This window comes from Streptomyces sp. KM273126 (assembly GCF_004337435.2).
In the GTDB taxonomy this organism is placed as follows: domain Bacteria; phylum Actinomycetota; class Actinomycetes; order Streptomycetales; family Streptomycetaceae; genus Streptomyces; species Streptomyces acidicola.
Genome location: NZ_SJXB02000001.1, coordinates 2,306,289 through 2,324,313, shown reverse-complemented (window position 1 = coordinate 2,324,313; position 18,025 = coordinate 2,306,289). Strand labels below are relative to the sequence as shown.

The following is an 18,025-nucleotide window of genomic DNA, read 5'->3' as shown; positions in this document are numbered from 1 at the left end:
GTGGTGAGCTGGGCTCAGACATGGCTTCGGACTCCGGGGGGTGTGTTACGGCAGGTCCTGTTCGTCCAGTTGCATCAGCTGGGCGGAATCGGGCGCGGTGAGTTCGGCGACCCTCATGGCCTGGCGTTCCGTCATGTGCTGGAAGAGCTGTCGTGCTGTTCGGCCGTTGCCGAACTGGGCGTTGCGCGGGATGAGTTCGACGTATTCGGCGAGTGCCTTGCGGGCGGCGGTGGTGAGTTCGTACCGGTGCCGCTGGGCGTGGTGCTCGACGATGCTGACGAGTTCGGCCGAGGTGTAGTCGGCGAAGGTCAGGCTGCGGGTGAAGCGGGAGGACAGGCCCGGGTTCGAGGTGACGAAGCGGTCCATGTCGTCGGGGTATCCGGCGGCGATGACGACGACCTCGTCACGGTGGTCCTCCATGAGTTTGACGAGCGTGGCGATGGCCTCCGTGCCGAAGTCGTTGGAGGCACCAGCCGGGACGAGCGCGTAGGCCTCGTCGATGAAGAGGACGCCGCCGCGGGCGCGGAGGAACGCCTCGGTGGTCTTGGGGCCGGTGTGGCCGACGTACTCGCCGACGAGGGCGCTGCGGTCGACCTCGATCAGGTGGCCCCGGGAGAGCAGGCCAAGGGCCTTGAGGAGGCGGCCGTAGAGGCGGGCGACGGTGGTCTTGCCGGTGCCGGGGTTGCCGGCGAAGACCAGGTGGCGGCTGAGCGGCGGGGCGGGCAGCCCTGCCTCCTCCCGCAGCCGGACGGTCTGCATCAGCTTGACCATGCCGCCCACGTCCCGTTTGACGCCGCCGAGGCCGACCAGCTCGTCGAGTTCGGCGAGCAGGTCCTCCAGGGTCTCGGGCTCCGGCTCGGGCTCGCCCTGCTGCCACAGTTCGTCGCCGTCGGTGGCGGAGGTGGCGGCACCGGCACCGGCGGCGGGGCCGGTCGGAGCGCCCGGGCCCGTCGGGGTACCCGGACCGGCCGGACCGGCCGGGCCGGTCGGTCCGGTCGGACGGGACGGCGGGGGACCGCCCGGCCGGTCCGTCAGCGCGGGGAGTACGGACGTACGGACGCGGATCGCCGCACAGTCCTCGAACACCGGCTCGGCCCCGTCGGCCATCCCAAGGTCCTGCCCGCAGTCGAAGACCCGGCAGCCCCGGAACCGCACCTCGGCGCCCTTGCCGACATGCAGCGCGGGGAAGGCGGAACCCGACACGTCGCAGTGGTCGAAGGTGCCGCTGACCGAGTCGCCGACCAGGATGCCGTTCTTGCCGCTGCCCTCGACGCGCACGCCGCTGACCTCGGCCGCGGCGCCCCGCCCCAGCACCAGCCCGCTCCCGGCCCCGCCCGACACACCGCCGCCCGACATCGCGAGCCGTCCCCCGGCGTCGACGGCCACACCGGCGCCCGCCGCCTGGGCGACCCGGACGCCCACCAGCACGGCGGCGGAGCCCGAGCCGATCTCGACGCCGCTGCGCCGCTGGCCGAGGAGTGAGCAGTCCCGCAGTTCGGAGGGTTCCGCGGGCGTGGACCGCACCCGTACCCCGGTCTCGCCGCCGGTCACGCGGACCGCGCCCAGCACCGCCCGGGCCTCGTCCTCGACGTGCACACCGCAGGACTGGAAGTCCTCCAGCGTGCTCTCCGTCATCTCGACATGGGCGCCGCCCACCGCGGCCAGCCCGTGGTCGCCGCCCCCGCGCACCCGGCTTCCGCTGATCACGGCGACCGCCCGGTCGCCCAGGTGCAGCGCCGTGCCGTCCGCCCGGTCGACCACCGCGTCGGCCAGTACCAGCGTCGTACCGCCCGTCGCCAGCACGCCGTGCCCGGCCGGTGCCTCGACGCGGCAGCCCCGGGCGCTGAGCCGGGCAGTGTCGGCGGCCTCCAGGCCGTTGCCGCCGGGCTCGGTGATCCGGCAGTCGGTGAGCTCCGCCCGCGCCTCGTGCGAGACCCGCACCCCGGACCGGGCGGCCCCGTCGATGCGGCACTCGGCGAGCAGGGCCACCGCGGTGTCCTGGACGAGCACGCCGTTGCGGCCCGCGCCCGTCCACGCGCAGTCCTGGGCCAGCAGCCGTGCGCCGCCCCGCACCCGCAGCGCCGACCCGGAGGTGCCCCGCACCCGCAGCCGCTCGGCCACCAGCACGGCGGAGCCGGACAGCACCACGCCGATGCCGTCCACCTCGTCGATCAGTGTGTCCTCGGCCCGCGCCCGGGCGTCACCCGCCAGGTGCAGGGCGGTGTTGCGGGCGCCGCTCAGCGTCGTACGGCGCAGCAGCAGCACACCGCCGCCGTTGACGGGGTCGGCCAGTTCGGCGGTGAGTTCGGCGTCGGGGGTGAGCGCCGCGTTGGCCGCCGCCGACGAGCCCGCCGCCGAGCCGAGCACCTCGGCCCGGCCGCCGCTCAGCTCGCAGTCCTCCAGCAGCAGCCCGGCCGCGTCCTCGACCCGGACGAGCGCCTCGGCCGGGTCGGCGCCGCGCAGCACCAGCCCGGTCAGTACGCAGTCCGGGGCGGTGACGGTGACGGCGGGCCCGGTGGGAGGGCGTACGACCACGGAGCCGTAGCCGGCTTCCGGCTCGATGACCACGCGGCGGGCGAGCCGCAGCGGCTCCGCGTACTCGCCGGGCTCGACGCTGAGCAGCGCCCCGGCGGGGGCGGCGGCCAGCGCGGCGGCGATGGTCCGGTACGCGCCCCGGCCCTTGGCGGCCACGCGTATCACCGTCATGAGGAGGGCCCTCCGTTCTGGCCCCCGGTCGAGCCCTCAGCCGGGCCACCGGCTGGGTCCCCGCCCGGATTCGTGTAGTAGTCCGGGCCGGTCGACTGGGTGAGCGTCTTGCCGATCCACAGGTTGGAGAAGAGCTTGTCGATCATCTTGCCGATGCCGCCGACGACGAAGATGTCGAAGGGGCCCTGGCGGTGGTACCAGCGACCGCCGAGGTTCTGGGTGATGATCGTCTTGCCGAGGCCGGTGGTGACACCGCCGAGCGCGCTGCCCGCCATGCCGACCAGACCGGCCAGCAGGGCGTCCCCGCCGGACAGGTGGACGGTGTTGCCGTCCTTGTCCTTCACGCCGAAGATCGCCGCCGAGGCCGCGCCGCCGATGAATCCGGACGTCATGCCGCTGAGGAGGCCCATGCCGTAGTCGTAGGTGCCGGAGCGCCAGCGGGTCACCTTCTCGTTGCCGCCGTACTCGGTTCCCCAGTTGTCGTCGTTGGGGCGGCGGGTGTAGGGCTGGCCCTGGTCGATCTGGCTGAGCCCGGTCTTCCACGGGCCGCCCCGGTAGGCGGCGAAGTGCCCGGCGGAGAAGGTGCCCTTGACGCCCGCGCTGACGCTGGCGCCGAACGCGGCCTTGGCCACGTCCATGCCGCCGAACGGGGTGCCGGTGGCGGCCGCGATGATGCCGTAGACCATCAGGTTCATGGCGAAGTCGAGGATCCACTCCTGGACCATGTCGATGGCGATCGACCGCGCGGCCCGGTTGATGAACGGAGTGTACGTGGACACGCCGTTCGTGGTGGCGCCCCATTCCCAGTTGTTGCCCTCGCGCCACATCCGGTTGAAGCCGCGGTACTCGTTGAACACACCGGTGAAGTTGGTCTCCCGGCCGATGAGGGAGACCCGGCCGAAGGTGTCGGTGTGCCAGACGAACCCGGCCATGGTCCGCTCGTCGATCATCGTCACGCCGTCGGTGCCGTAGCGGCGCCACTGCTTGTGCCAGTCCTCGCTCTCCAGGAAGGTGCCGTCGTCGAGTTCGACCTTGCGGCCGATCTCGATGCCGTTCTCGTACTCCTTCCACACATGCGGGTTGGCGTTGCCGAGTCCGGCCGGGTCGGGCACGTACTCGCGCACGCGGTGCGGGGCGTCGGTGAACCAGGAGGTGCCGGCCGGCTTGACCGGGATCTCCTGGATGACCCGGTTGCCCAGGCTGGGCACCTGGTCCTGCCAACTGGCGCCGGGACGCCAGTCGGGGATCTGGTTGCCGCCCGCGTCGAACCACTGACGGATGCGGTCGGCCCCTCCGGTGCCGAAGTTGTTGACCGTGCCGTCGGCGTCGACCTTGTTCCAGTGCCAGGTCCGGCCGCCGCCGCCCGCGTTGGGCACGGACCAGGAGTCGATGCTGGTGCCGTTGGCGGTGATCCGGTGGTCGCGGACCAGTTGGCCGGCCGCGTCGAAGTCCTGGAACGCCTCCCGGTCCCAGCCCCAGGGCGTGACGTCGCCCCGGGTGTGGTTCAGCTTGCGGATGCCGCCGTTGCCCAGGCTGTCGGTCCAGCGCACGTCGCCGTTCAGCATGTTGACGGAGGTGACCTGGATGTCGTTGCCGGTTCCCGTCGGGTTGGGCCAGGTGTCCTGGCGGCCGACGACGAGGCCGTGGTGGTCGTAGCGGGTCCAGTCGCCGTTGTTCAGATGGGCCGGGGTCTGCTGGCCGGGCGCGGGCCGGTACTCGACGACCGTGCCGTCGTCCAGGCCGGACCGGACGACGTTCCACTGCCGGCCCTGGATGTTCGGCGTGTACCAGTCGTCACCGTCGTTGAGGCCCGTGGCCACCCGGTCCTGCCAGACGACCCGGCGGCCGTCGATCGTGGGCGTCGTGAAGTCGTTTCCGTCGTAGGTGCGGTGGCCCTGCGGTTTGCCGTCGCCCTGCGACCAGGGCAGGTAGTTGTTCTGGCGGTTGATCCCGTCCGGCATCTTCACGTCGCCGACGGTGAGGGTGTCGCCGTTCGTCAGCTTGCGGGTCTCGCGGACGACGTCCCCGGTGCGGATGATGTCGGTCGTGGTGTTCTGGCTGACGAACCGCACACCGTGCACGGGGGCGCCGCCGCCCGCCGGGGTCTGCGTGAAGTGGTGCACCTGGAGCTTGCTGTCCCACTTCAACCAGGGGGCGGCGTCGAAGCTCATGGCCCGGTAGTCGCTGCTCATCAGCCAGCGGAAGGACACCGGGGGCCGCTGCTCGGCGAAGCGGCGCGTCTCCAGGAAGTCGCCGTCCTTCAGGGTCAGTCCGCGGCCGTTCTCCTTGCCGTGCGTCGACCAGGACGTGTACTCCTTCTTCGGCACGCCGTCCGCGCCGATCTCGGTCTGGTGGAAGCGGCGTACGTCGTGCACGCTCCAGGTGAAGCGGCCCCACTTCTCGTGGACGAGGACGCTCTCACCGGACTTCGGGTTGACCATCGTGTCGGTGTAGCCGCGGCCGGGACCCCAGTTCCGGGTGCCTTCCGCGATCGGCCGGAACTCGCCGTCGAAGCGCGTCCAGGTCGTCTTCGCGAAGCTCTGGGTCAGCGGCGAGTTGTCGAGCTTGGCCAGGATGTGCCCGCCGTCCGGGGTCTCCTGGAAGTGCCGGACCCGCGTGTCGATGCCCTTGGAGGTCGTCACGTCGAACCAGCTGCGGCCGCTCTCGCCCCAGTGCCGGGTGCCGAAGCGGGTCACCGCGCCGCCCGCGTCGTACTCCGTCCACACCCCGCGCTGGTTGAACTTCCCGAAGGTGCCGACTCCGGCGGGCGAGTGGTACGCGTCGACGACATGGCCGTCGGGCAGCGTGCGCCGCTGGAAGACCTCGACGCCGGAGTCGCTGGTCAGCCGGACCTGGCCGTTGCCGAGGCCCTTGGCGTCCAGCTTGCCGGTGTCGTACCAGTTGCGGGCCCCGGTCACCGGCTGTGGGTTGCCCGTCGCGTCCAGCCGCACCCGCTCCCAGGTGGGCTTGGTGACGCCGTCCGTCGGGTGGGTGACCTTGAGGTACTCGTTCGGCTTGATGGCGCCCTTGTTGACGACGTTGAACCGCTGCTCGGTGAGCTTGCCCAGGTTGTCATAGAGCTTGTACTCGCCCGCCCGGACGCCCGGGAAGCCGTCGATCCGGTAGCCGCCGCCCGGCTGCGGGGTGATGGTGTGCCCGCCCGGGGGCACCGGGGCCAGGTCGCCGTCGAGCAGTGCGTGCGTGTCGGTACGGATGAACCGGACGCCGGCGGAGTCGGAGAGCCGGACGGTGTCGAACTGATGGGTTCCCTGGCCGTCGAAGACGCGGAAGGTGCCGGTCCCGGCCGTGTCCGTGGCCGCGAAGTCGACCCGGCCGTTCGGGTTGACGAGCAGGACCTCCCCGTCCTGGCTGATGCGGAAGCCGCCGCCGTTCGGCCGGGAGGAGACCAGGACGTCGTCCATCTTGGCCAGGCTGCCGTCCAGCAGGTCGACGGCGCCACCGGGGTGGAACTGCAGGGACCGGCCGATGGGGCCGCCGCTGCCGTCGACGATGGCGCGGGTGACGTTGAAGCTGCCGCCCGGACCGGCGGTGACGGAGGCGTGCGGTACGGGGTTGCCGCCCACGTCCTTCAGGACGGGGACCGGGTTGTTGCCGGTCGCCGGGGTGTGCACCAGGCCGCTGCCCTGGGCGGGGGGAAGCGAGGCGACGTTGTCGGTGTGCACGCCCTGGGAGTTGACGACGATGTGGTCGTTGCCCTGCTGGATCCGGAAGTGGCCGTTCGGCTGCGGGACGACGATGCCGTTGTCCATACGGGGAGTGCCGTCCAGGCCGAGCCGGATGTCACGGCCGCCCAGCGGGCCGCCCTGGATGGACAGCAGGTCGTTGGTGTGCGTGCCGGTGCCGTCGTAGACGGTCGTGCGGTTGTTCGCGGCCGGAACGTGGAACTCGTTGCCGACGCGGGTGACCGCGCCCTGGTCCACACCACCCGTACTGACCCGGCCCACCGGGCCGCCGCCCGCGGTGTTCGGCACCAGCACCAGATCGTTCGTACCCTGCAACGCGACCACGTTGTGCGTCTGGACGCCACCCCCGTCGACCACCCGGGTAGGCGTACCAGTCAGGTTCACGTCCAGGCGACTGCCCGCGAGCGGACCACCCTGGATCGACACCAGGTCGTTCGTGTGCGCGCCGGTGCCGTCGTAGACGGTCGTGCGGTTGTTCGCGGCCGGAACGTGGAACTCGTTGCCGACCCGGGTGACCGCGCCCTGGTCCACACCACCCGTACTGACCCGGCCCACCGGGCCGCCGCCCGCGGTGTTCGGCACCAGCACCAGATCGTTCGTACCCTGCAACGCGACCACGTTGTGCGTCTGGACGCCACCCCCGTCGACCACCCGGGTAGGCGTACCAGTCAGGTTCACGTCCAGGCGACTGCCCGCGAGCGGACCACCCTGGATCGACACCAGGTCGTTCGTGTGCGCGCCGGTGCCGTCGTAGACGGTCGTGCGGTTGTTCCCGGCCGGAACGTGGAACTCGTTGCCGACCCGCGTGATCGCGCCCTGGCCGACACCGGCTCCGTCGACCCGGACCAGGGTGCCGGTCTGGGTGTTCGGCACATGTACCAGGTCGTTCGTGCCCTGGAGGGAGATGACGTGGTGGGTCTGGCGGCCGTCGGGGCCGACCACGATGTGGCGGTTGCCGTCCTCGATGCGGAAGGCGTTGCCCGGCTGTGGGGTCACCGTGGCGCTGGTGATCCTGGCCCCGCCCGCGTCGACCAGTTGCTGGGTGCCGCGGTTGATGTAGCCGCCGCCCTGGATGGTGAGCGCCTCGTGGGAGAAGGCGCCGTTCGTGGTGTGGACGTTGACGACTCCGGCCGGGGTCCCCTGCGTACGGACGTGGTAGCCGCCTCCCGCCGGGGTGACCGAGCCGCCGGGGTGCGGGACGGCGACCGCGTCGGTGAGCTGCAGGCCCGTGCCGCCAGGGGCGGGGATCACGTACATGTTGTTGCCGATGCCGCCGCCGGTCAGCTGCGTACCGGCGCGGCCAGGCATGCCGGTCGCCGGGTCGTACAGCTGGAATCCGCCGGTGGTCGGGATGTTGAGCTCACTGCCCACGTACCGCGCCTGGCCGGGCGGCAGCTGGGTCCCGGACACGTGCCGTACGGCGTTGGCGTTGAGCAGGTCGATACCGACCGTGGTCCCGCTGTGCGGGCCGCCCGCCAAGGTGATCAGGCGCTCGTCGCGGACGGGGCTGAGTGTGTTCGTGTTCGCGTTCAGGGTCAGGTCGAGCTGCCGGACCTCGACCCCGCTCACCGCGTGGTCGACGCGCAACAGGTCGGCGCCGTTCGGGCCGGCGCCGGGGAGGTGCTGGGTGGTGATCGTGGGCAGGCCCTGGCCCTGGACCGGACTCACCCCGGTGATCTGTCCGGGGGTGCCGCCGAACTGCACCTGGATGCCGGCGCCGTTCACGCCGGGCACGTTCAGGGTGGCGGGCGGGACGGTGTTGACGGGGGTGGGGACGGGGACGTTGGAGGAGCCAGGGGCGGCGTTGCCGGTGAGGCCCGGGTTCGCGGGCGGCATCGCCCCCAGCGCGTGGGAGTTGCCGAGCGTGCCCGGTGCGAAGTGCTGTACGCCGCCGACCGGCGCCCAGTTGTTCGCGGCGTTCAGGGAGTAGGTCCACTGGTCCGTACCGCCGTTGTTCGGCAGGGCGTGCTGCACACGGAGGACGTCCGCGCCGTTGTCGACGTCGTGCCAGGCGGTGACGCCTGGCACGCCGCCCGTGTTGACGGTGACGTTCGTGCCGTGCGGGCCCGTTCCCGGGGTGACCCGGACGCTGACGCCGGGCAGCGAGGCGTCGATGTTGGTGAACGTGTGCAGGAAGTTGAACTGCTGACCGTGCATCATCCGGACCTCGACGGTCCGGGGCACCAGCGCGGTCAGGTCCACCCGGCCCACGTTCGGCACGTCCACGATGACGGCGCCGTTGCCGGGGCCGTGCAGGTCGCCGGTGTTGGCGGGGGTGGGCATGGGGGTCGGGGTGATGTGGGAGACGGGGGTGGCGTTCAGGTCGCCGACGGGGTTGGCCAGACGGCCCGTGCCGAGGGCGTCGACCTGGGCCGGGTTCACCGACGGGGTGTCGACGTGGGAGACGGCGGACCCGTTGACAGCCGACCCGTTGACGCCTGCCGCGGGGACGTCCACCCGGGCGCCGTCCACCCCTGCGGTGTGCGCCCCGCTCGCGTTGACGGACGGGACGTCCACCCGGGCGCCGTTGACGTCGACGCCGTTCACTCCACCGGCGTTGACGGACGCGACGTCCACCCGGCCGACGTTCACATTGACGCCGCTCACTCCACCGGCGTTGACCGCCGGGACGTCCACCCGGCCGACGTTCACGTTGACGCCGTTCACCCCGCCCGTGTTGACGGACGGGACATCCACGCGGGCGATGTTCACATCGACGCCGTTCACCCCGCTCGCGTTGACGGACGGGACGTCCACCCGGGCGACGTTCACGGAGGGGATGTCCACGTGGGCGGCGCTCACCGACGGGGCGTCGACCCGGCCCGGGTTCACCGACGGGATGTCCAGCTGTCCGACCGACGGCATGTCGATGCGCGAGACCGAGGCACCCGCCGACGGGATGTCGGTGATCCGCGCGTCGACGCTCGGCATGTCGATCCGGATGGCCGTCGGGCCCGACGACACCGAGCCCAGGCTCGGCACGTTGATCTGCCCGACGGACGGGACGTCGACCTGCCCGGCGGTCGGCACGTTGACGGCGCCCACGGAGGGCGTCGGCACCGACGCCAGGCCGTCCATCTGTCCCACGCCCACCGTCGGCACGTTGATCCGCGTGGCCCCGGCACCGACGCTGCCCAGGCTCGGCACGTTGATCTGGCCCGCGTCCAGCGCACCCCCCGCGCCCAGCGACGGCACGTTCAGGCCGCCCGTCCCGGGCGTCGTCACCGAGGAGACCGGGCCCAGCTGCGGGAGGTCGATCCCGCGCACGTTGCCGAGCCCGCCCGTCGACGGGATGTCCACGAGCTTGGCGTCGATGCCCGGCACCGACGCGGAGAGCTTGCCGCCCAGCCCGTTGAAGCCGCTGAGGTTGATCGTCCCGATCGAGCCGGTCGATATCGACGGCAGATTACTGAGCCCCGACCCGACTCCGCCGCCCGCGAGGTTCGGCGTGAACTGCCCGGTGTTGATGCTGGGCAGCGCGCCGAGGCCCGCCCCGGGCCGGAACAGGTCGAGGCCGGCCGCGACCCCGCCGCTGATCTTGCTGGTGGCCCCGAGGAACTGGCCGCCCGCGAAGGCCCCGTACCGGTACATGCCGAAGATGCCGCGGTCGATGACGCCGATCTTGAGCGCGAAGGCCAGACCGTTGCCCATCTCGTCGGCGGCCACCGGCAGGAAGAACCGCAGCCCGTTGAGCCCGCGCACACCGTTGACCATGCTGTGGCCCAGCGAACTGCCCAGCCCGCGGATGCCGTTCAGGCCGGTGATCGCGGACCGCAGCCCGAAGAACGTCTTCGCGCCCATCAGGTTGATCACGGTCAGCTCGGAGGCGGCGGGGATGATGCTGAACGTCTTGCCGAACGCCCCGCCGCTCATCGTGAAGCCCTTGATGCCGGGCATGAAGGTCATGTTGGGGACCTTCAGTCCGCTGATGCCCTTCAGCCCGTTGTTCAGGAAGATGTTGGTGGCCCGGAAGGCGTCGTCGATGCCGAGGGTGAGGCGGGTGAAGAGCCCGAGCGCGTTGGGGCCGCCCAGGAACAGGTTCTTGCCGCCCTTCCAGGCACCGGCCCCGAAGCCCTTCAGGCCCTTCCACACGTTGGCGAGGTTGATGCCCTTGGTGGTGGGCGCGATGACACCGATGATCGACAGCACCAGGTCCGTGATGCTGGCCTTGCCCTGCGAGAAGTCCACCGCCGTCTTGATCAGCAGCGCCACGTTGAGCGCGATGGTGAACAGCGCCAGCGGGCCGCCGACGATCATCGCCGGGATGACGAGGATCAGCGCCAGCCAGCCCAGCGCCTTCCAGATCTCCTCGCACTCGTCCACCGGCGAGGCGATGCTGTCCGCCGCGTCACGGATGGCGTCCGCGGCCGTGCTCGCCGCGTCCTCCAGGATCTCCCTGGCGTCCTCGGCGGTGGCCTTGTGGGTCTCGCGGCCCTCTTCGTCGTCCTCGGCCAGCGCGGCCGCCGCCGTCAGCGCGGCATCCGCCCGCTGCTGCTGCTCGCGCATCACACCGGCGTACGTCCGCAGCGCCGACTGCACGTCCACGTGCGCCTGCCGGAACGTGGACACGTAGTTCCGCAGGTCGCCGTCGATCACCTCGCGGAGCGCGTCGGCCGTCTTGCCGACGAAGGCCCCGTCCGTGGTGTTCATGATCTCGGTGAGACCCGAGTCGATGGTGTCCGCCAGCTCGACCAGGTCGTCCTGGGACGTGATGACGTCGTCGATCCGGTCCGGGTCGCCCGGTGTCGGGTCGCTTCCCAGACCGAGCGCGCTCCAGTCGGCGGGACGGGCCACGGGACACACGCCCTTTCCGGTCAGAAGGTCTTCGGGAGGTCTTCAGAAGGTCTGCTGCACAGTCCACGCTCCAGGGCCGGGAAAAGGTTCAACTACTGCGCCAGATTTTTTGGTTGAGCCACGTTGAACCATTTGGGGCCGCTGTTGCGTGGAGGGACCAGAGGGAACGAACCCGGGGCGACCGGGCCAGGACCGAGCAGGAGGCGCGGTGCCCGACTTCTCCATCGACTACGGGGCCCTGCACGATGTGCAGCGGCAGATGCGTGAACTGGCCGACGCCGCGGACTCGGGCGGCGCGACCGGGGTGTTCAAGGATGTCGGCGAGGCATCCAGCTCCGAACGCAAGACGCTGTTCGGTTCCTCCGACCTCTCCTACGCCTTCAACCTCTTCTACTCCCGCTCCAGTTCGCGGACGAAGCAGGCGAAGGACGGCCTCAAGGAGCTCGCCGACACCTTCAGCGGTGTCGCCGACACCTTCTTCAACGCCGACGCCCAGCTCTCCAGCGCCGCCGGTCTGATGAGCGGCAGCATCGGCCTGGACGAGTGGAAGAGCGACAAGGAGGCGTACGACTCCTGGCAGGAGGACAAGACCGCCTGGGACGCCTACCTGGAGGAGATCGGCGCCGCCGACTACTTCGAGCAGAACCCCGACGCCGAGATCGGCAAGGTCTGCAACGCCGACGACGCCCCCGGCTGGTGCGAGACCTGGATCAACGACGACGACGCCCCCGACGACCCGGGGGACCCCCCGGAGAAGCCCTCCGAGAAGCCGCCGACCGAGTACACGTACGAGGACGAGCAGGGCAAGGTCCAGGTCTCGGTCGAACTGGACGACGACTACAACGTCATGAAGGAAACGTCCACCATCACCACCCCGGACGGCCAGTCCTACACGTCCGTCACCACCTACGACTCCGCGCCGGAGATCAAGGAACCGGAGAACGGCGACTCCTACGACGCCCGCGACTACACGATGGAGACCACCTACGCGGACGGCTCGAAGACCACCACCGAGGTCGTGATCAACGACGACGGCTCCGGAACCATGACGACCACCGACGGCGACGGAAACAAGACCGTTTCCACACGCTCCGGCCCGGACGAGGACTGGTCGGAACCCGAGGAGGAGGACGAGTAGTCCCTCTGGTCCCTCCCGTTCACCCCTCCCGGAAACCCAGCCGACAAGGCACCCGAGCCGACAAGGCACCCCAGCCACCAAGGCACTCCAGCCAACAGGGCACCCCAGTACCCAAGGCCCGCAAGGCCATGGCCCCCGAGAAAGGTCAGTCACGCATGGCAGCGAACATCTCCCTGTCGTACTCCGAGATCGAACGCGTCTCCAATCTCCTCGACACGAGCGTCGAGGACACCCTCGTCCCGCGCATGGACGAGGCCAAGACGGAGGTCGACACCCTCCTGGACAACGCCCTGGTCCTGACCCAGGCCAGCCCGGCACTCCAGGCGCAGTACGAGAAGTTCACCCAGTCCCTGAAGGACGCCACCGAGTCCATCAAGGGCTTCGCGGAGCAGTTCCGCCAGATCTCGACGTCCGTCCAGGAGATGGACAAGGACATCGCCGACAAGGTCAACAGCAACGGCTAGCAGGAGGCACAGACAATGGCAGCAACCCTCGGCAACCAGGACGTCGTATTCGACTACGACGAGATCGCCCGCGTCGCCACGAACATGGGCACCAAGCTCACCGACATCAGCACCGAGCTGACCAACCTGGAGACCACGGTCAGCAACCTCCTCCAGGACGGCCTCGTCTTCGAGAAGGCCAGCCCGGCGCTTCAGTCGGCGTACGAGAGCTTCAGCAAGCAGATGAACGAGTCCGCCGCCAACATCAAGGCCTACGCGGACAGCTTCAACGACATCGCCGAAGCGATCGCCGAGTCCGACACGACGATCGCGAACGACGTCAACGCGGCGCAACAGGGCTGAGTCCCGCCCCGGCGGCAACGGCGCGCACCGCCGGCCGTTGCCGCCGGGGTCCTGCCGTCCGGCCCGTGCCCCGGCTGCCGCCACGGCCGGGGCACAACCGTCCGTCCGGCCCGTGCCGGACCGGTCCGGCCAACGGAACTCAGGCAGTCCGGGTCGCCCCGGGCCACCGATGACGGCACCCGAGATCACCCGAGTCACTTCCTCAGACGCATCAGCAGATGACCACGGCGGAACCGTTCCCCCTCACATGGCTCACGCAGCATCCGGCCGACCTCGATGAAGCCGGCTTCGCCCGCCAGCCCCGCGAGGTCGTCGATCGACCACCGGTAGGCCGTCGTCACCTTGTGGTCGAACGCCGTGGTCGGCCCACCCTCCGACTCGAAGAAGGCGAGCAGGAGAGTTCCGTCGGGCGCGAGTACCCGACGGAACTCGGCGAAGTACGGGGGCACGTCCTGCGGCGGGATGTGAATGACCGAATACCAGGACACGATGCCTTGCAGCCGGCCGTCGTCCAGGTCCAGGGCATCCATGGAACCGACCTCGAACCGCAGGTCCGGATATGCCTCGCGGGCGAGATCGATCATCACGGGCGACAGGTCGACCCCGAAGACATCCAGCCCCAGATCCCGCAGGTGCGCGGTCACCGGTCCAGGGCCGCATCCCAGCTCGGCGACGGGCCCGGAACCGGCGGCCCGCACGGTCTCGGCGAACGCGGCGAGCACCGCACGATCCAGGGGAAGATCGTTGAGGTCATTGCGGGGGAGCTCGGCATAGACCATGGCGACGGCATCGTAGGCATCGGCTGTCGCACGGTGATACGAGGAAAGTTCAGTCACAGGCGAGGACCCTAGAGTCTTCCCCACGCTGACGACCGACTCTCGGACAGGACCTGATTGAGACGCTTGAGTCTCCAGCGGCTGGAAGGTCCAGGATCGCGCCCATGGACGACGAACGCCCCGACGTGCTCACCATCGGCCGGCTCGCACACCGCACCGGACTTCCGGTGCGTACCCTGCGCTTCTGGTCGGACGAGGGAGCGGTGCCGCCCGTGGCCCGCTCCGCGAGCGGCTACCGGCTGTACGACGCCGACTCCGTGGCCCGCGTCGAGCTGGTCCGCACCCTGCGGGAGCTGGGCCTCGGGCTCGACGACGTGTGCCGGGTGCTGAGCGGTCGGACCACGGTCGCCGAGATCGCCGACGCGCACGTGGCCGCGCTCGACGCACAGATCCGCTCGCTCAAAGTGAGCCGGGCCGTCCTGTCCACCGTGGCGACACGTGGTTCCACCGCTGAGGAGACAGCACTGATGAACCGGTTGGCGCGGCTTTCCGCCGCCGAACGCAAGCAGATCATCGACGAGTTCAAGGAGGAGGTGTTCGGCGGTCTCGACGTCGAGCCGCGCCTGCGCGACCGCATACGCACCCTCAGCATCGAATTGCCCGACGATCCCACACCTGAGCAGGTCGACGCCTGGATCGAACTGGCCGAACTGGTACGGGACCCCGGCTTTCGCGCCCGGTTGCGCACATGGATGGAGCTCAACACGCCCGTACTGGGGCAGGGTCGTCTCCCCGGGGCGTCCATCTGGTGGGCCAGGCAGGTCGTACAGACCGTCGCGGAGGTCAGGAAACGCGGGGTCGACCCCGAGGGACCAAAGGCGGCCGAGATTCTGTCCGAGCTGTTCGGCGACGCCGATCGGGCCGCCGTGCTGCACAGCCTGGAAGCCGGAATCGAGGCAGAGGCAGAGCGCTACCGCAGGCTTGTCGCCCGCGTGCGCGGGCAGGATTCGTCGCCCGACGCGACCGAGGAGCTGGAGTGGCTGGCGCGGGCCCTGCGCGCACCTGAGAGTCCCAACTGAGTCTGCATGGACGTGATCAGGGACGGGCGCTTCAGCGGAAGGCGGCGATGTTCTCCGAAACCCACTGGTCGAACGGCCTGGCGGGGGATCCGGTGACCTGGGAGACCGTGTCACGCACCGTCAGCAGTTCATCGTTGACGTCCCCACCCGTCACATCCAGCACCGCATCCGCGGCCTCGGCTCCCAAGAACGTGGACATGTCCCGGTGGGCCTCCTCCCGGCTGATCTCCGCAAACGGCACCTCCCGCCCCAACACCGCCGCGATGGCCTCCACCTGCCGGCGGGCCGTCACCCGCTCCGGGCCGGTCAGCGCATACGTCTGCCCCTGGTGACCGGATTCGGTCAAAGCTACTCCCGCCACCGCCGCAACGTCCGCCGGGTGAATCGTGGGCAGCCCGGAGTCCGCATACGGCACGCGGACCGTCTGGCGCTCACGAATTGACGCCGCCCACCACAGAGCGTTCGAGGCGAACTGTGTCGGCCGCAGAACCGTCCAGGTCATGCCGCTGTCCTTGAGCAACCGCTCGACAGCCATGTTCTCGCGGGCAGGTCCCAGATGCGGATGCGTCTGGACGGTGATGGACGACACGAGCACCACATGCTCGACGCCTGCCTGCCGGGCGGCGTCAAGGATGTCGGCGTCAGAGCCTATCCGCGACACGAGGAACAGCGAACGCACTCCTTCCAGTGCGGGCTCCAGGGAAGCCACGTCAGCGAAGTCACCTTCACTCGCTTCCACCCCCTCGGGGAACGAGGCCCGCGCAGCGTCACGGGTGAACCCCCGCAGTGGCCCGGCACCGCACGCATGCAGTTCCTGGAGCAGAGCCCTGCCTATGTTCCCGGTGGCTCCTGTCACGAGAATCATGCGCCTTCTCCTGTCGTCAGATGATCAACCAGAGAAAACGCTAGAAACTCAACAACACTTGAGGTCAAGAGGATCGCTGACAAGGTGCCTGCCGGCGAGTGCGGAGGGTGGCCGGGGGCGTGGAGCGGGCGGGTAGCGGCTCGGCGGAGCCCGGCCACCAAGCGCCGTCCCGGGGGGGCGATCACCCAGTCGCCGCGGCCCCGGAGGATGGCCGAGCCGTAGGGGGGGTCACCCGTATGGCTGGGCCGTGGCTGCGGCGGGAGGGACGACCGCCTTTAGTGATTCATGGAGGCCGCACGCCCGACGGGCGCGGCCCCGAGCGCCCCAGTGTCGGACGGCAGCACGCAACCGGTGGCGGCGGACTCTTGGTCATTTCGCCCCACGGACGAGAGGCAGGTGCCAGAACCATGGCGATCACAACCTCGGCGTTGAAGAACGAATACACCAAGCGGGCCATGCATCTGCTGGGCATCCGCAAGACCGCCCCCATACCGAAGGAGACCCCGCACTACCGGATGCCGGCGCTGGAGGCCGGCGGCGGCCATCTGGTGCTGCGCAAGTACTCCGGCCCCGAGATCCCGCCTGCGGAATGGGAGAGCCTGGAATACACCACCTACGCCACCGACCCGCACACCTTCTTCGCCCCGATCACCTCGCCGACCGGCCGGGTAGAGCTGGTCGGCGCGTGCGAGGCAGGCAAGAAGGACCTGGACTGCACGTGGACGCCGAACGCGCAACGGTGCCCGACGATCGTGGCGTGGCTGGAGTCGATCGGGGCGCAGTTCGGCCGGGTGCAACTGCTGCGGATGGCGCCGAACACCCTGCGCGAGTGCCGCTGGGGCCTGCACCTGGACGTCAACAACGCCGCTAATCCGCAGAGCAGCGGCTGGATCGTCCGGGTGTGGCTGGAACTGACCGACGACCACTCCAGCGCGCTACTGGTGCGCAGCAAGGCCTTCGACCGCTCCACCGAGACCTCCATCCGGCTCCCCAAGTACCAGCAAGCGGTCGTGGACTCCGAGAAGCTGTGGCACGGCGGCCACCATAAAGGGCCTGGCATCCGGTACGCCCTCATCGCCAGCTTCGAAAGCAGCCCCGAACTGGAGCGGTGGATCGCCTCGCAGCTGCCGTAGGGAGGTGCGGGAAGAGCGCGTCTCCTCGGGACAAGGCCGTACGGTCCAGCCGCCCTCGAAGTGCGCGGCGGGCGGTGCGTCGATACCAAAGCTGCCTCTCGGCGGGGTGGGCGCCCGGCGGAAAGTGCGACACTTCTCGGGAAAGTGTCGCATTTCGCGAGTCACCAGTAGGCCCCCGCTTCGGCGACGCAGGAACCTGGGAGACCGTGCGAGGCGTACTCACTGAGAGAACTCAGGGGACGCGCCGAGCGACACCTCTCCGAGTCCGACCTTCGCGACTGGCGTCCCAGCGGGGTGGTCGACGGTCGACCGCCGCCGAGAAGCCAACGAAACGGGGCGGCTGAGGCTGAAGACGCCGCGTAGCGCAACGCGCGGCCTCTTCAGGCGTTCGGTTCGCTCTCTTCGGGCGCATCGACGGCCGGCTGTTCGACGACGAAGGATCCCTTGCCGCGCACAGTGACGATCAGGCCACGCTCGCGGAGTTCCTGCGCGGCACGCCGTGCGGTGAGGCGTGCCACACCGTACTCGTCAGCGAGGTGGTTCTCGGAGGGGATGGGCCTGTCCGGGGCCAGCTCCCCAGACTCGATCTTTCCGGCGATCACGTCAGCCAGCTGTACGTAGAGCGGTCTCGCGCTCATCGGGTCCAGTGTGGCCTTCCGGCTGTTCCGTATCGCTCATACGTCCAACGTAGAGCGGCAGCGACCTACACAATCGTGTGGATCCCTCTGCACTTGTATACAGAGGGCTACTCGCCACCGGCACCGACGTCCTCGGCCTCGCCCGCAAGGTGCTGGACGACCCCGCATCGCCGTACACCGAGGTGCGGTACGCAGGCCTCCGCCTCGCCGAGTGCCTCACCGACGCCCTGCGCGTCGCCGAGTCCCGGGGCATGCGCCTGCCCGCACCCCAGGACGAGGAGCCTGAGGACACGGCGAGTCCCGGAGAGCGAGAAGGCACCCCGGCGACCGGACCACCCTCCCGTATCGGATCACGCCCCTCACGAGCGGCGAATCCGGCGCGATAG

General features: G+C 70.0%; 11 protein-coding genes. 6 read left to right on the top strand and 5 right to left on the bottom strand.

Features of this window, described 5'->3' with window-relative positions; genetic code table 11:
• Window positions 1-45: 45 nt before the first annotated feature.
• Together E0500_RS09985 and E0500_RS09980 are read right to left on the bottom strand one after the other, a co-directional pair.
• Window positions 46-2,706: a right-handed parallel beta-helix repeat-containing protein gene (locus E0500_RS09985; RefSeq protein ID WP_181586933.1), complete on the bottom strand. Its 2,661-nt coding sequence runs from the start codon at window positions 2,704-2,706 to the stop codon at window positions 46-48.
• Entirely contained in the window at window positions 2,703-11,204 is an 8,502-nt protein-coding gene (locus E0500_RS09980; protein WP_181586932.1) for a hypothetical protein, read from the bottom strand. The genes E0500_RS09985 and E0500_RS09980 overlap by 4 nt, the downstream gene beginning before the upstream one ends.
• A gap of 208 nt (window positions 11,205-11,412) precedes the next feature.
• Here E0500_RS09980 and E0500_RS09975 point away from each other — a divergent pair, with 208 nt between their 5' ends.
• The 3 genes from E0500_RS09975 to E0500_RS09965 all read left to right on the top strand — a co-directional run bounded on the left by E0500_RS09975 (window position 11,413) and on the right by E0500_RS09965 (window position 13,148).
• Entirely contained in the window at window positions 11,413-12,342 is a 930-nt protein-coding gene (locus E0500_RS09975; protein WP_131569856.1) for a serine/arginine repetitive matrix protein 2, read from the top strand.
• 155 nt (window positions 12,343-12,497) lie between these two features.
• Window positions 12,498-12,806 carry a hypothetical protein gene (locus E0500_RS09970; protein ID WP_131569854.1) on the top strand — a complete coding sequence of 103 codons (309 nt, stop codon included), beginning with the start codon at window positions 12,498-12,500 and terminating at the stop codon, window positions 12,804-12,806.
• A gap of 15 nt (window positions 12,807-12,821) precedes the next feature.
• The gene (locus tag E0500_RS09965) at window positions 12,822-13,148 is read left to right on the top strand and encodes a WXG100 family type VII secretion target (protein WP_131569852.1); all 327 of its coding nucleotides are present in this window, start codon (window positions 12,822-12,824) and stop codon (window positions 13,146-13,148) included.
• 194 nt (window positions 13,149-13,342) lie between these two features.
• On the opposite strand, the gene E0500_RS09960 is transcribed toward E0500_RS09965, so the two are convergent.
• Entirely contained in the window at window positions 13,343-13,984 is a 642-nt protein-coding gene (locus E0500_RS09960; protein WP_131569851.1) for a class I SAM-dependent methyltransferase, read from the bottom strand.
• 104 nt (window positions 13,985-14,088) lie between these two features.
• On the opposite strand from E0500_RS09960, the gene E0500_RS09955 reads away from it, so the two are divergent.
• The gene (locus E0500_RS09955; protein ID WP_131569849.1) at window positions 14,089-15,003 is read left to right on the top strand and encodes a MerR family transcriptional regulator; all 915 of its coding nucleotides are present in this window, start codon (window positions 14,089-14,091) and stop codon (window positions 15,001-15,003) included.
• A gap of 31 nt (window positions 15,004-15,034) precedes the next feature.
• Here E0500_RS09955 and E0500_RS09950 read toward each other — a convergent pair whose 3' ends face one another.
• Window positions 15,035-15,868, bottom strand: a complete 834-nt coding sequence (locus tag E0500_RS09950) for an NAD(P)H-binding protein (RefSeq protein ID WP_131569847.1) — start codon at window positions 15,866-15,868, stop codon at window positions 15,035-15,037.
• Between the two features lie 407 nt (window positions 15,869-16,275).
• On the opposite strand from E0500_RS09950, the gene E0500_RS09945 reads away from it, so the two are divergent.
• On the top strand, window positions 16,276-17,001 hold the full coding sequence (locus E0500_RS09945; RefSeq protein WP_131569845.1) for a hypothetical protein: 726 nt from the start codon (window positions 16,276-16,278) through the stop codon (window positions 16,999-17,001).
• A 380-nt stretch (window positions 17,002-17,381) separates the two neighbouring features.
• Here E0500_RS09945 and E0500_RS09940 read toward each other — a convergent pair whose 3' ends face one another.
• Window positions 17,382-17,639, bottom strand: a complete 258-nt coding sequence (locus E0500_RS09940; protein WP_131569843.1) for a GntR family transcriptional regulator — start codon at window positions 17,637-17,639, stop codon at window positions 17,382-17,384.
• A gap of 77 nt (window positions 17,640-17,716) precedes the next feature.
• Here E0500_RS09940 and E0500_RS09935 point away from each other — a divergent pair, with 77 nt between their 5' ends.
• On the top strand, window positions 17,717-18,025 hold the full coding sequence (locus tag E0500_RS09935) for a hypothetical protein (RefSeq protein ID WP_131569842.1): 309 nt from the start codon (window positions 17,717-17,719) through the stop codon (window positions 18,023-18,025).

Excerpts from the sequence above, each read along its gene's own strand:
- E0500_RS09955 (WP_131569849.1), top strand. The coding sequence starts at position 14,089 with ATGGACGACGAACGCCCCGACGTGCTCACCATCGGCCGGCTCGCACAC.
- E0500_RS09950 (WP_131569847.1), bottom strand. The coding sequence starts at position 15,868 with ATGATTCTCGTGACAGGAGCCACCGGGAACATAGGCAGGGCTCTGCTC.
- E0500_RS09970 (WP_131569854.1), top strand. The coding sequence starts at position 12,498 with ATGGCAGCGAACATCTCCCTGTCGTACTCCGAGATCGAACGCGTCTCC.
- E0500_RS09945 (WP_131569845.1), top strand. The coding sequence starts at position 16,276 with ATGGCGATCACAACCTCGGCGTTGAAGAACGAATACACCAAGCGGGCC.
- E0500_RS09965 (WP_131569852.1), top strand. The coding sequence starts at position 12,822 with ATGGCAGCAACCCTCGGCAACCAGGACGTCGTATTCGACTACGACGAG.
- E0500_RS09940 (WP_131569843.1), bottom strand. The coding sequence starts at position 17,639 with ATGAGCGCGAGACCGCTCTACGTACAGCTGGCTGACGTGATCGCCGGA.
- E0500_RS09985 (WP_181586933.1), bottom strand. The coding sequence starts at position 2,706 with ATGACGGTGATACGCGTGGCCGCCAAGGGCCGGGGCGCGTACCGGACC.